The 15442-nt window shown below is 43.5% G+C and carries 11 protein-coding genes and 1 pseudogene; 4 read left to right on the top strand and 8 right to left on the bottom strand.

Translation table 11 applies throughout. The features are described 5' to 3' along the window. Positions 1-227 precede the first annotated feature (227 nt). The 4 genes and pseudogenes from CC90_RS0116970 to CC90_RS25190 form a co-directional block, all read left to right on the top strand. Positions 228-1142 carry a helix-turn-helix transcriptional regulator gene (locus tag CC90_RS0116970; protein ID WP_031391923.1) on the top strand — a complete coding sequence of 305 codons (915 nt, stop codon included), beginning with the start codon at positions 228-230 and terminating at the stop codon, positions 1140-1142. Continuing rightward, positions 1135-1764, top strand: a complete 630-nt coding sequence (locus CC90_RS0116965; protein WP_031391922.1) for a hypothetical protein — start codon at positions 1135-1137, stop codon at positions 1762-1764. Before CC90_RS0116970 ends, CC90_RS0116965 begins: the two co-directional genes overlap by 8 nt. 73 nt (positions 1765-1837) lie before the next feature. Continuing rightward, positions 1838-2092 (top strand): zinc ribbon domain-containing protein, encoded by a 255-nt coding sequence (locus tag CC90_RS0116960; RefSeq protein WP_031391921.1) that lies wholly within the window; start codon positions 1838-1840, stop codon positions 2090-2092. 273 nt (positions 2093-2365) lie between these two features. Then, a pseudogene (locus CC90_RS25190) lies at positions 2366-2758 on the top strand (transposase zinc-binding domain-containing protein); the annotation flags it as partial. An 11-nt stretch (positions 2759-2769) separates the two neighbouring features. Here the strand turns inward: CC90_RS25190 and CC90_RS0116950 are convergent. From CC90_RS0116950 to CC90_RS0116915, 8 genes are all read right to left on the bottom strand, one after another. Then, the gene (locus CC90_RS0116950; RefSeq protein ID WP_031391919.1) at positions 2770-4746 is read right to left on the bottom strand and encodes a glycoside hydrolase family 31 protein; all 1977 of its coding nucleotides are present in this window, start codon (positions 4744-4746) and stop codon (positions 2770-2772) included. Continuing rightward, the gene (locus tag CC90_RS0116945; RefSeq protein ID WP_031391918.1) at positions 4743-6677 is read right to left on the bottom strand and encodes a glycoside hydrolase family 127 protein; all 1935 of its coding nucleotides are present in this window, start codon (positions 6675-6677) and stop codon (positions 4743-4745) included. Before CC90_RS0116945 ends, CC90_RS0116950 begins: the two co-directional genes overlap by 4 nt. Beyond that, entirely contained in the window at positions 6667-8730 is a 2064-nt protein-coding gene (locus CC90_RS0116940) for a methyl-accepting chemotaxis protein (protein WP_031391917.1), read from the bottom strand. Before CC90_RS0116940 ends, CC90_RS0116945 begins: the two co-directional genes overlap by 11 nt. An 88-nt stretch (positions 8731-8818) precedes the next feature. After that, positions 8819-9667, bottom strand: coding sequence for a carbohydrate ABC transporter permease (locus tag CC90_RS0116935; protein WP_031391916.1), 849 nt, complete (start codon positions 9665-9667; stop codon positions 8819-8821). After that, complete coding sequence (locus CC90_RS0116930; protein ID WP_031391915.1) at positions 9667-10569, bottom strand: carbohydrate ABC transporter permease; 903 nt, start codon at positions 10567-10569, stop codon at positions 9667-9669. Before CC90_RS0116930 ends, CC90_RS0116935 begins: the two co-directional genes overlap by 1 nt. Positions 10570-10644: 75 nt before the next feature. Further along, the gene (locus CC90_RS0116925; RefSeq protein ID WP_031391914.1) at positions 10645-11943 is read right to left on the bottom strand and encodes a sugar ABC transporter substrate-binding protein; all 1299 of its coding nucleotides are present in this window, start codon (positions 11941-11943) and stop codon (positions 10645-10647) included. Between the two features lie 123 nt (positions 11944-12066). Beyond that, positions 12067-13602 (bottom strand): response regulator transcription factor, encoded by a 1536-nt coding sequence (locus tag CC90_RS0116920; RefSeq protein ID WP_031391913.1) that lies wholly within the window; start codon positions 13600-13602, stop codon positions 12067-12069. Next, entirely contained in the window at positions 13577-15421 is a 1845-nt protein-coding gene (locus CC90_RS0116915; RefSeq protein WP_051869717.1) for a sensor histidine kinase, read from the bottom strand. The genes CC90_RS0116920 and CC90_RS0116915 overlap by 26 nt, the downstream gene beginning before the upstream one ends. Positions 15422-15442 lie beyond the last annotated feature (21 nt).

Raw genomic sequence — 15442 nt, 5'->3', positions numbered from 1 at the left:
AATGAAAGGGGCTTATTTTATGTCCGGAAAGAAAATTTACTTAAACGAATTGAAGCTTAAGATGGTAAAAAAATATTTAGAAGAAAAATATTCTTATCAAGATATTGCCGATCAATTTTATTGCAACAAATGCGATGTTATTAAATGGGTGGCCGCATATAACGAACTCTTAAAGGTGACTTACCCTCGTCATGTTATCATGTTATAATTAAATAGAGATGAATAATATGCAAATAAATCGTCTTTTTGAGATAGTATATTTATTGTTAAGTAAAGAGCGGACAACAGCCAGTGAATTGGCAGAGCATTTCGAGGTTGCTAAGAGAACTATTTTGCGAGATATTGATATACTTTCGCAAGCTGGTATCCCTATATACACGGTACAAGGCAAAGGCGGCGGACTATCAATACTTGAGAACTTTACCCTGAATAAAACGGCAATTTCAGAAGATGAACAAAAGCAAATATTACTTGCTTTACAATCAATAAGCGTCACAAGTGAAATAAATGTTGACGATCTTTTAGCAAAGTTGGAAAGTTTGTTTCAAAAATCATCTGAGACTTGGATTGACGTTGATTTTTCGCGTTGGGGCAAAAAGACCGCAAATGACAATGAAAAGTTTGAAAAGCTTAGACAGGCCATAATCAAATCTCAAGAAATAGAGATTGACTACATGGACGTGTCCGGCAAAAAAACGACGCGGACTATTTATCCATTAAAACTAATATACAAAGAAAAATCATGGTATTTGTATGGATATTGCCTCAACAAAAATGATTATAGACTATTCAAAATTAAGAGAATCAAACACATATTTATGAATGACCATTATTTTGACAGGAGTATATATTCTGCTCCGCCAATAGAGAATCCTGATATTACATATATTTCAATGATATTGAAAATAAATGCCACCAGTATTCATCGCGCTTATGATGATTTTGAAGAACAAGACATAGTATCTAATCTTGATGGTTCGTTTATTGTTAATGCTGAAATGCCTGATGATAATTCACTTTATGGTTACCTTTTATCATATGGCGCAGATCTGGAAGTGCTGGAGCCTTTGACATTAAGATTACGGTTGGCAGCAGGCATCCAGAAAATAACACAAAAATATGAGGAGGATTATAATGCTTGAAAAATTAGCTTGCGCGAATAATCGGAACGATGAAACCTTAAATATTGAGTTAGCCCGTCATTTGTGTGAAAGTGAGGATAAGGACGGAGTGAATGAGATTGTCTCCGGTCTAAAAAACAAGGATAAGAAAATAGCAAACGACTGTATTAAAGTGCTTTATGAAATTGGAGAGGCACAGCCGGACTTAATTGCCGACTATGTAAATGACTTTATTCGACTGCTTCACTCACCTAATAACCGCCTAATTTGGGGTGCAATGACTGCACTTTCTACGATAGTTGAATTAAAGCATCCTATTATATACGAAAATGTTGATTCGATTACTTACGCTATTCAACAAGGAAGTGTTATCACTGTGGATAACGGCGTTTCTGTATTGGCAAGGTTATGCGTTGAGCGCAATCAATATCGTCAACAAATATTACCTTTTTTGATGGAACATTTGAAGAAATGCAGACCAAAAGAAGTAGCGCAACATGCGGAGCGCATTTCTGTCTGCATAGATTGCACTAATGTAAAGCAGTTTTTGGATGTGCTTGATGGGCGAATTGACTATTTATCAAAGTCACAACAGGTACGCATAGTAAAACTAAAAAATAAACTTCAAAGTAAATATTTATAACATGAAATGATGTTGTCAACTTATGATTGTTATAATAAAGTCGTAACCAAACAATCATTAAGGAGGCTTTAAGATGAAAGAACAAATATGCCAGAGTTGTAGTCGCCCCATGAGTGAGGTGGATTTCGGAAGTAATGCGGATAAGACCAAAAATACGGACTATTGCAACAAGTGTTTTGAAAATGGGCAGTTTACCTATGGCTATACTATGGATGAAATGATTGAAGCTTGCATACCCCCCATGTTAGAAGTTTATTCTAACATGAGTGCTGCTGAAGCAAAAGGCCAAATGAAAGAATTGTTTCCCTCATTACTTCGTTGGAAATGATACCAACTTAGGGCCAAATTGACCCTAAGTCTATTACAATAAAATTTGGAAAAGATTAACCTGCGGACTATTACCCGTTTTATAACGCCATTTTTTTTATTAAAATTCCCGATGAAATTCAGGACGCTTTACTGGAATCCGAATGGCTGGAGCGAAACTATATCCGCCGCATATTCTGGAACAAAAGTGCCTTGGGCACTCTCGAATCCCTTGTCCCTCATTCATGAGGGATTTAGGAGGGGGCTTTGTGCTTCTTTATTGTAAAATTCTTTTATGAATATCTTACAGATCATTTTTACTGACTATTATGAACACATCATTTATGAACTTCATCCCAGACACTCTGTTGTCGAAAATATAGAGCGTATGCTTGACTGTGCGAATCCTTCCAAGGGCGGCGCTATGTTTGGCTTCCCTCTTTGTGGTGAACTCAAATTCGTCCTTTTTCGCTGCAAGAGCCGTTTCTGCACTTTATGTGGTTATAAATACAATCTCTTTCACTCTTTTCACATCTCCTATAAACTCATTTCTTGTGTTCACCATCATTGCGTTTTTACCATCCCCGAAGAGCTTAGTATTTATTTCTTAAATGACCGTTCTCTTCTAAACTGCATCTTTCATTCTGTCCGTGATGTTGTTTTTCGTATGTTTTTCAAGTTCAAAAAGCTTTTATTTTATTAACATCGTTTGAATACCGGCATATAGTCTATCGGTGCATCTGCCATAATATGCGCTCCGCCTGAATATACGGTTCCATTATCCATCGCTTCCCAGCGGCAGCCTTTAGGCAGGTATACCTCCTTCCGGCGCTGTCCGGCCAATAGGATGGGAGCCACAAGGTACCTTTCTCCGAACATGTACTCCTCTTCGTTAGCCCAACAGCTCATATCCTCCGGGAATTCATAGAACAGGGGTCTCATGACAGGGGTGCCTTTTTCGTGGGCCTGCACCATCAGTTCACGGATATAATCCCGCAGGTCTTCCCTGATCTCCATATATTTTTTACAAATATCATATACCTCATCCCCGTAGCTCCATACTTCATTAGCAGCTCCGGAGCAGCAGGCGCTTCCACCCGTTGTTCCCTGACGGGGCTGCCTTGGTTCTCTGTCTCCGTGCAGCCTCATGACAGGGCAAAAAGCTCCCCATTGAAACCACCTTATGAACAGCTCTCTAAAATCAGAATCTTCCGGGTTCCCTCCATGGAAGCCTCCGATATCGGTAGTCCACCAAGGAATACCGGCAATTCCCATATTCAACCCCGCGGCAAGCTGATTGCGCATACTGTCAAAGCTGGAGGCGATATCCCCGGACCATACAAGTGCTCCGTACTTCTGGCTTCCTGCCCACGCACAGCGGAGAAGGTTTACAATATTATTCTGCCCTTCCGCTTCCATTCCTTCGTAAAAGGTTCTGGCATATTCTTTCGGATATATATTTCCTATCTGTAAATTGCTTCCCATATGATACCGATAGTTATCGAAATCATATACACTATATTCAGGCTCTGCCTCATCCAGCCAGAATATCTTTATCCCATACTCATAATAATTCTTTTTCACTTTATCCCATAAATAATTCCTTGCGCCCGGATTAGTGGCATCATAGTGAATAGTCGCTCCCTGAAAATCAAGCCCTACCCGGAAACCTCTGTCTGTACGGATCAAATAGCCCTTCTCAAGCATTTCCTCATAGTTCTCGCTTTCTCTGTCTACCGTGGGCCATATGGAAACCATAAGCTCGATTCCCATTTCCTTCAATTCCGCTACCATCGACTCCGGGTCCGGCCAGAATACCGGATCCAATTTCCACTCCCCCTGCTTCGGCCAATGAAAGAAATCGATGACAATCACGTCGATGGGCAGATTTCTTCTCTTATACTCTCTGGCAACCTCAAGAAGCTCTTCCTGCGTCTGATAGCGCAGCTTGCACTGCCAGAAGCCGAGGCCGTATTCCGGCATCATCGGCACCTTTCCTGTAACATTCGCATAGGCTTCCTCTATCCGGGCCGGAGTATCTCCCGCCACTACCCAATAGTCCAGAACTTTCGTGGAATAGGACTCAAAGCTCATGATATTTTTACCGAGCACTGCCCTTCCCACTCCCGGATTGTTCCAGAGAAGTCCATAGCCTGAAGAAGAGAGCAGGAAAGGAACGCTGGCCTGGGAATTTCTATGGGCAAGCTCCAGATCCAGCCCCTTTAGGTCCAGATATGGCTGCTGATACTGTCCCATACCGTACAACTTTTCATTTTTATCCAGAGACTCAAAACGCTGTGTCAGATGATAATCCCCGCCGGGAATGGCCTTGAATTCCCTCGCCTCCACTTCCAGTGCACTGCATTTTTCTCCGCAGACATCCTTTCTGTTTCTGCTGTATTCTTCCAAAATCAATTGATCATTCCGGTTGTATACGCTTATTTTTCCAAACTTGGAAATTTCCGCCCTTATCCCTCCATTTGTAATCGCTCCGCCATTATCATATATCTCTATATGGTAATCCGTCTTTTGCGCCTTGCATAAGGCCCAGTCTGCTGCCGGCATGCTATCGTTCTTCGTTGCCCGGATTCGCAGCGCATCCGGTCCCCACGCCTCCAGCCATACCTCTTCGCCATCGAAGTAAAATACCAGTTTGCCATCTCTTTTTTCGATCATAGAATACCTCCATCCTCGTGTATCCACACTTTCATCTGATTTAAGCCTCTATTTCCCCATGCATAATAAGGAATCGCGGTCAACATTTCTTCTTTTCTTTCGAATTCCCCTTCGAAGTACAATTCTCCATTTGCGTAAATGCGGCTGCCCTGAGCCTTAATGGGTACGATTCCCCCTAGCAGATTCTCCTGATAATCTTCCGCTTTTAAGGCACCTTTTTTCAAAATATGAAGCTCCTGGAGTCTTTCTCCGTTGTCTGCCCCTTCCAAGCAATAGACAATAGGGCCTCTTTGCAGTGCGGCACAGCCGATATTCGACCTGACTGCTGTATTTGTATGTACCTTTCTTATCCTCATATCAAAGGTAAGGGAGAGCTTATCCGGCACATTCCACTCTCTGGATATGAAGCAATAGCCCTTGTGCACCCCGTATTGCGCTGTTATATCCCGTCCGTTTAATGACAGCTTATGGCCTTCGGCATAGGAGGGAATACGTATGGCAAGGGTAAATTCCTTCTTTCCTCCCTTAGGTACAATTTCATAAGAGACAGCTCCGTTCCATGGGAATTCTGACACAGTCCGTATCGTCGCATTTTCTAATTCTGCAGTTCCTCCTATGTGCAGATCAGAATAAATAATTCCCTCTTCTTCTCTCCATATGTAAGTTCCAAGGGACGCAATCAATCGCGCTACATTGGGAGGACAGCATGCACACTGATACCAACCGGGTCTCTGGGGCAGCACATGCTTATAGCCAAAGAGCTCTCCCGACACGCCGGGATTTACTTCCAGCGGATTGACATAGAAAAATCTTTTACCGTCCAACTGCATGCCGCTCAGTACTCCATTGTATAAAGCCCGTTCCATAATATCCGCATATTGTCCGTCTCCCGTTATCCCAAGCATCTTTTCCGCCCAGAAAATCAGCCCTACAGATGCACAGGTTTCCGCATAAACGGAATCATTGGGCAAGTCATAATCTATGGTAAAGGCCTCTCCCTCCGCATTCGAACCGATTCCTCCGGTAATGTACATCCTCTTATTTACACAGTTTTCCCAGATGGCCTCACACGCCTTGAGCAGCTCTTCATCTCCGGTCACACCGGCAATATCGGCCATGGCTGTAAACATATATACGGCTCTGACGCTATGCCCCTCCGCTGTTTTTTGATTTCTTACCGGCGCAAAGCTCTGGTTGTATTTCATGTTGTAGGGGTCCATGATTTCATGTTTCCATCCGCGCTTTTGCGTTTCTTCTATAAAAAATTGCGGGTTCTTTCCTCTTTCATCGATAAAATGCTGTGCCAGCTTCAAATACTTATTCTCACCTGTCACATGGTACATGCGCATCAGGCCGATTTCCACCTCCTGATGTCCGGGAATTCCTTCTCTTTTCTCCGCAAGAAAACGGTTCTCTATATGGTCCGCCATCCGTTCCATCACTCCCAGAAGCTTGTCCTTTCCGGTGGCTTCATAATAGGCTGCCGCTGCTTCCATCATATGCCCCGCGCAGTATAATTCATGGCATTCATGGAGATTGGTCCAGCGCTTCTCAGGCTCCTTTATGGTAAAATAGGTATTCAGATAACCGTCCGCCTGCTGCGCTTTTTCAATAATATCTATGATATTATCCGCCCTTTTTTCCAAATCCTCATCAGGCTTTATACATAGGGAATAGGCTGCTGCTTCCAGCCACTTGGCTACATCGCTGTCCTGAAACACCATTCCATAGAACTCCCCATCCTCCAGGCCCGCAGCTATACGGAAATTAGCAAACGCATGGCTTTTCTCCACTCCCTCCACCTTATCGTCCAGAATGGCTTCCTGGTAGGGAATCACTACATCTGTAATCAGACTTTGCCGCTTCACCCAAAAATTATCGTCTATACGAATATTTTTTAAATCAATCTTATTCATCTTCTTACTTTTCATTTTGAAAACTTTTCTCCTTTTCGTCAACCCTGAACTGATTCAGCGCCTTGCCCAGCTCCTCCATATTCGACTTCATCACTGAAACGATACCGGTCAGATTTCCGCTCAGTGCCTTTTGCTGCTTTACCTGCTCCATGACCTTGTCGGAATACAAAATATTCTCCTCGGAAACCTCCGATATTTCCCGGACCGCCTCCAGCGCTTCCTTCCTCTGTCTGTCCATTTCCGATACGCTTTCCGCGATATGCTCCAGACTGACCGTCAGGCCATCCACCTGCTCCCGCATTGCATAAAAAGTCCCGGTTGTCAGCTCCGCTTTCTCCTTCTGTATTTCTACCGCCTTCTTCGTTTCATGAACTGCACTTTCAGTCCTGACTACCTGCTGCTCTATTTCCTTTATAATTTTGCGGATCTCTTCAGCCGCCTGCGAAGAGCCGTCCGCAAGCTTATGAATTTCTCCTGCTACTACGGCAAAGCCTCTTCCCGCTTCTCCTACTCTTGCAGCCTCTATCGAAGCGTTCAGTGAAAGCAGATTCGTGCTGTCGGCCATTTCATTTATTATTTCCAAAAAGCTTTCGATATTTGCCGACTGTTCCTTTAGTTGCAGCATGTGCTTCACTGCGGTATCCGACACTGCTTCCACATCTTTGGCGTTTTCCTGAAGCTCTGTCATCGTTATTTCCATACCGGATATAAACTCGTCCGTCTTGTCCGCCGTCGCTTTTATTTTTCCTGTACTTTCGTTTACAAGCTCAATCTGCTCCGAAAGATACTCCATTTTCTCCCGGCACCTTTCAAGCTCTGTCGCCTGCCTGGAGATTCCCTGATTGATATCCTTTACCACATCCGTAATGGATGCCGCCGTCTCCTGCACATCTGCAGAAGATACCTTCAGATTCTCCATCGAGTCCTCTATGGCGCAGTCGCAGTTCTTGACCTGGATGAGCATTTTTTTCGTCTTCCCGATCATCCGGCTCACATGTCCTGATAAAACGTTTATTTCCTTCAGGTAAAAGCTTTTCTCCTTTACCAAAAGATTTCCTTCGGAAACCTCTCCCAATATTTGAGCCATTCCTTTCACCGCCTTCACCAACTGCTTCGAAATAAATGCAGCGGTCAGTATGGCAAGAAAACAGGAGAGTATTACGAAAAGAAAGACTACCATTTTAATAGATGACACTCTCGTCATAATTGTTTCTTCGGGAATCATGGCACATAAAAGTGCACCATTTTGTCCGCTTTGCATCTGAACGTACAAATACTCCTTATCTTCATAGGTTACATATTGGCTTAAGCTGCTAAAACCTTCTCCGTTAATTTCCTTGAAAAAGTCTTCCCCCATAAAGGCTATCCCATCGTCCCGGCCTGCTGCTATTTCCCGCCCGTCGGCAGTGATGAGTGAAATCCTGCTCCCTTCGCCGAAATCTAGTTCTTTTAGAAGCTGTACCAACTCAGCTTTTCCAATATCCACTACGACTACTGCATTATTCTCCATGCTTTTTTGCATATAAGACAGCGCATAGTCATCTTTAGCGATGTTAAGCCTCTCATCAATCAATGTATGTTTGCCGGTCCAACTGCTTTTTTCCGCAATGCCTTCTTCCAGCTCCTCGAAAAATCCAGTCTGAATAACGGAGGCCGATGTAACGGTCTGCAGCTTGCCGGAAGGAATCAGATGAATGCCGGAAATAAATTTATTCGCCTTTTCCTTGGCGAGCACATTGGTTTTTACCGCACTTAGCTGCTTGTTTTTTTCCATGATATCAAAGGACGATCCCTTTATGTAATTTACCGTATTGTCATCCACGAGAAGCTGAACACATTCCGACTGGACTCCGGCAAATACGTAATCCAGATATTGCAATGTCATTTTCATCGTATTTTTCATAGATTCTTCGCATACGGCTACGATTTCCTCCGAGGCCCTTTGATAAGAGAAGACTCCGACTATGATAACGCAGATGACCGGAATGGAAAAACCGGCAATCAAGAGCTTTTTTATACTGGTCGTTACTTTTCTCTTTTTATCCCCTTCGTGTTTTTCTTTTTTCATACTGATACCCCATAGCCGCTTTAGCGGACTTAAAATCAATCGTTGAAAGCGCTTTTCTTTTAATCCTCCACCTTCTAACTTCCTCTCCCTAGCCTTTGACCGCTCCGCTCGTCATGCCGCTGATAATATATTTCTGCATGAGAATGAATATAAGGGCTACCGGAATAATCGTTACTACAGCAAATGCCGTCAAATAGCTCCATTTCGTTCCATACTGGCCCATGAAATTAAAAATTCCTGCTGTAATCGGACGTTTCTCCTGGTCCAGAATAAAAGTCATGCCGTAAGCAAGATCGCCCCACGCATAAAGGAAGGAAAAAATGCCGCAAACTATCACGCCAGGCTTCGCAATCGGAATCAATACCCTGAGAAATGCCGTGAACTTGTTACATCCGTCGATATAAGCCGCCTCTTCCAATTCTTTTGGTATGGATGCGAAATAGTTCTTAAGGATCAATACCGAAAAAGGGATTCCTATCGTTGCATCCGCTAAAATAGTGGAAAAAAAGGTATTGTATAAATGCATATTCTTAAACATAATGAACAACGGCGTAAGAAGCACGGATACCGGAAGCATCTGCGTCACAAGAAATATGAGGATGATTCCCCTTTTTCCTGCAAAGGCATACCGGGCGATACCATAAGATGCGGGGACTGCCAGCACCACCGCTATCGACATCGCGGATAAGGAAATGATCATGCTGTTTCCAAAAGAATGAAACATATTAAAATCTCCGCTGTTAAACTGCACCATATAAGAATTCAGATTCAGCACCCCGGGCCAAAAGGTCGGGGGAATCTGAAAGATTTCCTTCTCCGTTTTCAAGGACGTAACCAATATCCAATACAGCGGAAATAAAAGAATGCATAAGACCAGTATAGAAACAATGCAATATATGGCATTTTTACTCTTCGATAATTTCACTTCTGCTCCCATTATGCTTCCTCCTCCGTATACACATATTTTAAGTACGCCAGACTTATAAGAAATAAAATAACAAACAGTATATTGGCTACCGCCGCTCCTTTGCTGTACTTAAACATTTCAAAGGACAGCTTGTAGGAATAGGTGGACAAGACCTGTGTAGAATTCACCGGCCCGCCGCTGGTCATAACATATATCAGGTCATAGACCTTAAAGGTGTAAATAAATCCGAGAATCAGCACGGATTCTATAGTAGGCTTTAACAGGGGAACTGTTATTCTCCAGAATGACTGAAGTTTGTTAGCGCCGTCGATAGAAGCACTTTCGTACAATTCCGTCGGGATAATCGTAAGCCCCGTAGCAATCAAAATCATATTAAAAGGAATACCGATCCAAATATTTGCAAAGATTACGGCAGGCATAGCCGTAGTCGTACTGGTCAGCCATTCCACATTTTCTCCGATCAGTCCTATGGTTTTTAGAAAATAATTGATGATTCCCACATCGGTTCCAAACATAAACTTGAAAATAAGGCCCGTAATCGTAATCGGTATCATCCACGGCATCATCAGAAGCCCTCTTACGGGTTTGGAAAAAGCGAACTTTTTGTTAAAAAATACTGCCAGAGCAAAACCAACGATAAATTGAAATACCAAACAGGAAACGGTGAATACAAGCGTATTCCACAGCGATGCAGTCAGCACATTGTCCTGCGTAAATAAGTCGATATAATTTTTGAACCCTATGAAATCTCTTATCCCGTTCTTGAGATTCCTGGCGGTCACATCCTGAAAGCTGAGAATAAAATTGTATATAATAGGGTAGCCCACAAAAGCGAGCATATATGCCAGCGCCGGAAGCACGAAAAAAATGCCTGCATTATCGTATTTAAAGAATTTTTTTATGTTTTTCATTACGTTTCCTCCATTTTTGGACAAAAAAAGGGCAGGGAATCACATTTTGCTGCTTTTCCTGCCCCTTTCAACCTTTTACTGGGCTAATATCCCATCAATGGTCGTCTGCGCTTTTGCCGCCGCATCCTCCGGCGTGCTCGCACCGGTCATGACTTCATTAAATGCCAGGGAAATCGCATCTGATATATCCGGCCACTCAGGCAGAGGTCCTCTGGCGTAAGCATACTGCATTTCCTCTACGAACGCTTCGTATACCTCATCTCCCTTGAATTGATTTGCCGCAATCTTAGAGTCGGAGGAAATATATCCCATCGCATTCATCATGTACAAGCAGTTTTCCTCGGTAGTTGCAAATCTCAGGAAATCAATAGCCGCATCTTCATTGCCCCCGGCGATAACTGCATAGTTCTCTCCGCCAAGCCCTGAAGCCTGCTGTGCATCCATCGGGATAGGAGCCACACCCCAGTTCAAATCGGGCACTTCTTCTCTCATGGTGGGAACCTGCCATGTTCCGTTGATCATCATAGCGAGGTTACCGGAAATAAATTGATTCATCGTATCGCCCTGCGTCCAGTTGATGGCTTCTTTTGTCATAGCACCTTCATCTACCATATTCTTAACAGCCGTCAGAGCCTTAATGCCGCCTTCAGAATTCATCTCATAAGAAGATGATCCCGTAGACCAGAGCCATGTAAGGAAATTGAAGGTTCCTTCTTCGTTCTGTAAACTGCAATGTGCGAAGCCGGATACATTATCCTTAGAACATGCCTTTGCCGTTTCCAGCAGCTCATCCCATGTAGCGGGAACCTCACGTCCTGCTGCCTCAAGCATATCTTTATTGTAGTAAAGAAGCAGGCAGTTGCTGCCGAAAGGAACTCCGTAAAGCCTTTCGTCCAGCGTACAGGAATTAACCGGACCTTCATAATAAGTGCTGACATCGAATTTATCCGTAATATCCGCAAAAATTCCCATCGAAGCATAAGAAGCATGGTCGGGATTATCCAAAATAACCAAGTCGGGAAGCACATCCGCCGACGCTCCTATCGACAACTGTTTCTTAAAGTCTGCGAAGGGAACGTACTTCGCTTCTACCGTTACCGCATTCTGGGAATTGTTGTATTCCTCAATTAAATGGTTCAATGCCTTCTGATGTCCCTCGGTTTCCCAATAATACCAAATCGTTACGTCTCCCGACGCGCTGCTCTGCTCCTGCGGACTTTCTGCTTCAGTTGTTTCTGCTGCCGCCTCGGATGCTGTTTCTGTAGTAGCTGCTGTCGTATCTTTACCGGTCTCCTGCGCAGGCGCCTGTCCGCAGCCTGTAAAAAGCGCTGCCGTCATGGCTGTTGCCATAATTGTTGCCAATACCCTCTTCATAATTTCACCTTTCCTCCTTCATTGTTTTAGCGAGCTTCCTCACTTGTTTCGGTATCTTCATTATAGTCAGTCTCTTTTGCCGCCGAAACTCAACAAAACTTTAAAAGGAGGACTTTCCTAAGATTATTTATGTGTTTTTCTATATTCTGCCGGAAGCTGCCCGGTACATTCCTTAAATACTCTGCTGAAATATTTCGCATCGGAATATCCGACCCTGTCCGCTACCTCACCAAGCTTCATCTGACTGCTAATAAGAATTGCCTTCGCTTTCGCAATGCGATAATCTCTGGCATAAGCGCTGAACTTAACTCCTTTTTCTTTGTGAAACAGCATCCCTAAATACTCCGGTGTCAGGTTCAATCTGGCGGCGATTTCCTCCAGTGTAATTCCCTGCTGATAATATTCCAAAAACATGCTTTCCGCCTTCTTCACATTCAGACCGACATTGCCGTCATCCTCCTGAATGCTCTCCCGAAGGAAAGAGAATATCTCCTCCGAAACCTTTTTCAGCTCCTCTTTGTTGACAGCGCTCATAATTTTCTCCAATATTTTTTGCTGCTCAAGCTTTTCATAGTCTAAAAGGCCGATTTCTTTCGAAACGTTCATCATCACCCATAAGAATCTCACGTAACTTTCCTTGATTTCTTTCGGCGCATAAATATAATCCGTTCCAAAATACGCATTGAACCGCTCAAGGCTTTTTCCGATTCTCCCCTTATCCAAGGCGCAGACGGCAGCCTTTAAACTGTTCTCTATCTCTATCGGATATATGCAGACCGCGGTCTGCACCTGCAATATCTTCGGATAAGAGATCATTACCTTATCGCCAAAGGAAATGTTCCATTCCATATATTGCTGTAATTTCTGGAAGCTCCCCCGCAGCTCTCCAGCACCCAGAGCGTTGATCCAGCCCAGCCCTATATCCATATTCCCCATGGCAAAAAGCAGCTCGATAATCTCATGGCGGAACCATCTCTCCAAAATATCCGGCTCTCTTATACCATAAAATACAACGAGCAGCAGCTTTTCCTTCGGCATCTCGAGGATACAGTATTTCATTTCTTTTCTGCTCAGGCAGTCTTCTAGAATACGGCGGATTCTTCCTGACTTGGCCTCAAACCGGCCTCCAAGGTATAAACACACCTCACTGAATCCGCAATCCGCTCCGATTTCATATTTCGTTTCCAGAAAAGAGGACAGCTCTTCGTTCAACCCCATACCTCCAAAAATGAGTCCGAACAAAACATGCTCCAAATTTCCCAATACCTCCGGACTTAATTTCTCCACTTCCTCAAGCTGAGATTCCACATTTTTTACCGCCTGAACAAAGTCCATGAAAACAAGCGGCTTGACCAGATATTCGCTCACACCGAACCGGATGGCCTGCTGAGCATAGCTGAATTCGGAATAAGCGCTCAATACGATGACTTTGCTCTTTACCTTGTTTTCATACATCCGGGCAACCATCTGCAAGCCATCCATCACCGGCATCTTCACGTCCGTCACGACTAACTCCGGCCTTTTATCAAGAATCATCTTAAGCCCTTCCTCGCCGTTTACCGCCATGCCCACCACCTGATACTCCGGGAACATTTTACCGAACAATTTGCAAATACCTTCCCTGATTCTTATTTCATCTTCTACTATTATCACTTTCATAGGTCAATCTCCATGGAATCAGAATTATAATTTCTGTTCCCTCTTCCAATACACTTTTTATCTGCACGTGAGCATCTTCCCCATAATACATGAATAATCTGGTAAAAGCATTGGCTATGCCGATATCACCATTTTCTTCCATCATATGGAAGGCTCTTTCATTCAGCCTTTCTACAAAGGAAGGTTCCATACCCCTGCCGTTATCGCTTATCATGATCTGCAGATATTCCCCTTCCTTAACCATTCGGATTGCTAACATGTTTTCTCCGCTTCTGCCTTCGAACCCGTGGATAATGGAATTTTCAATAAAGGGCTGCAATAAAAGCTTATGCACCCGGCACTCCATGACCTGTGCATCGATGTCCATGGCACACCGGAAGGTATTTTTTAACCTCGTTTGCTGCAAATAGATATAATTTTTCAGCCAGCTTACTTCTTCCCTTACTTCCACCGTAGCGTTGCTGTTTTTTATCGCATACCGCAATATAGAGGCAAGAGTATTTATGGCGTTGCTTATCTCGAATTCATCCTTGTCGATTGCCATCCAGTTAATGGTATCCAGCGTATTATAAAGAAAATGAGGATTAATCTGGGCTTCCAAGGCAGTAATTTCGGCCAGACGCTGCCGCTCTCCAGCTTCCTTTTCTTTTTTCAGAGCCATATCCAGCTTTTCCAGCATGTCGTTAAACTGAATCGCAATGAACTCCACCTCCAGGGGCATCTGCTTGTCCACTTCCACTCTTGTCCCGAGGTTGCCGGAGCTTACTGTCTCCATGGATCTCACGACCTTCTGCACCGACCCGGACAACTGCCTCGACAGCAGCAGCGTCAGGATTACTACCATTCCCAGACAGAGCAGGCAGGCTGCAATATTGATCCTCTGCTGGTTCGTTATCCCTATCATGGTCTCTTTCTGATTCACTACATTTACAACATCCCATCCCAGATCTTTATTCTCATACACATACAAAGAGGTATACTTATCCTCAAAAAGATTTTCACTATGTATAAACTTCAGATAATCTTCCTTCTTCTCCTGCGATGTGCGTCCTCCATCCGTAATCTCTCTCGCCAGTCTTGCACTGTCGGGATAAGAAATGATCCTTCCTTTTTTATCCGCTATAAAATTGAAATTATCGAAGCTTAGCTTGTCTTCTCCTTTCGTCAGGCAGACCTTCTTTAACAGTTCCTCATCTATGCTGACGATGATAACACCGTTTCGTTTGTTTAAATCTTTGTAATCGATGATTCTATGGGAAATATGGAACAGGTAATAATCCTCATTGGCGAAGCTCACCGCATATTCCGTAGGGAAAATATGCGTCTTGTTATCCGCCGATATACAATTATAAAGCTCCTCCTGTCCCAAGCTAAAATTCTTTATCCAAGAGTCTTCATTCGTATATGCGGTTAACTGATGGTAGGTAACGAGCTTATTCTCTGAAGTGATTATGGTAATGGCACGGATATAGTCTTTCGTATTGATGAGACCGTTCAGTATTCTTCTGAGCTGATTCCTGGTAACGGATTCATCCTCCCCGTTGTTAAGCTTATCGACCAGCTTCACCACATCGTCGTTGGTATAAATCTGATAAAGCAAATCTTCATAGGATTCCATCCATATTTCCAGGCTGTTACCAGTTTGTTCCAGATTATTGAGCGTCAGCTCCTCCATATTCTTTTTTAAGGTGTTGGAAGTATTGTAGTAAGAATAAACGCTTAGTACAAAAAGCGGAATGACAGACGTCACAAGAAACAAGCATATCAGTTTTGTCTGCAGGCTTGTCTTGTTACCGGTTGAATTTTTTTCTATTTTCATAAATCTGTCCTTTCATACTGT

The sequence above is a fragment of the Kineothrix alysoides genome, from assembly GCF_000732725.1.
GTDB classification, from domain to species: domain Bacteria; phylum Bacillota; class Clostridia; order Lachnospirales; family Lachnospiraceae; genus Kineothrix; species Kineothrix alysoides.
This window is presented reverse-complemented; position numbering and strand designations above follow the sequence as displayed.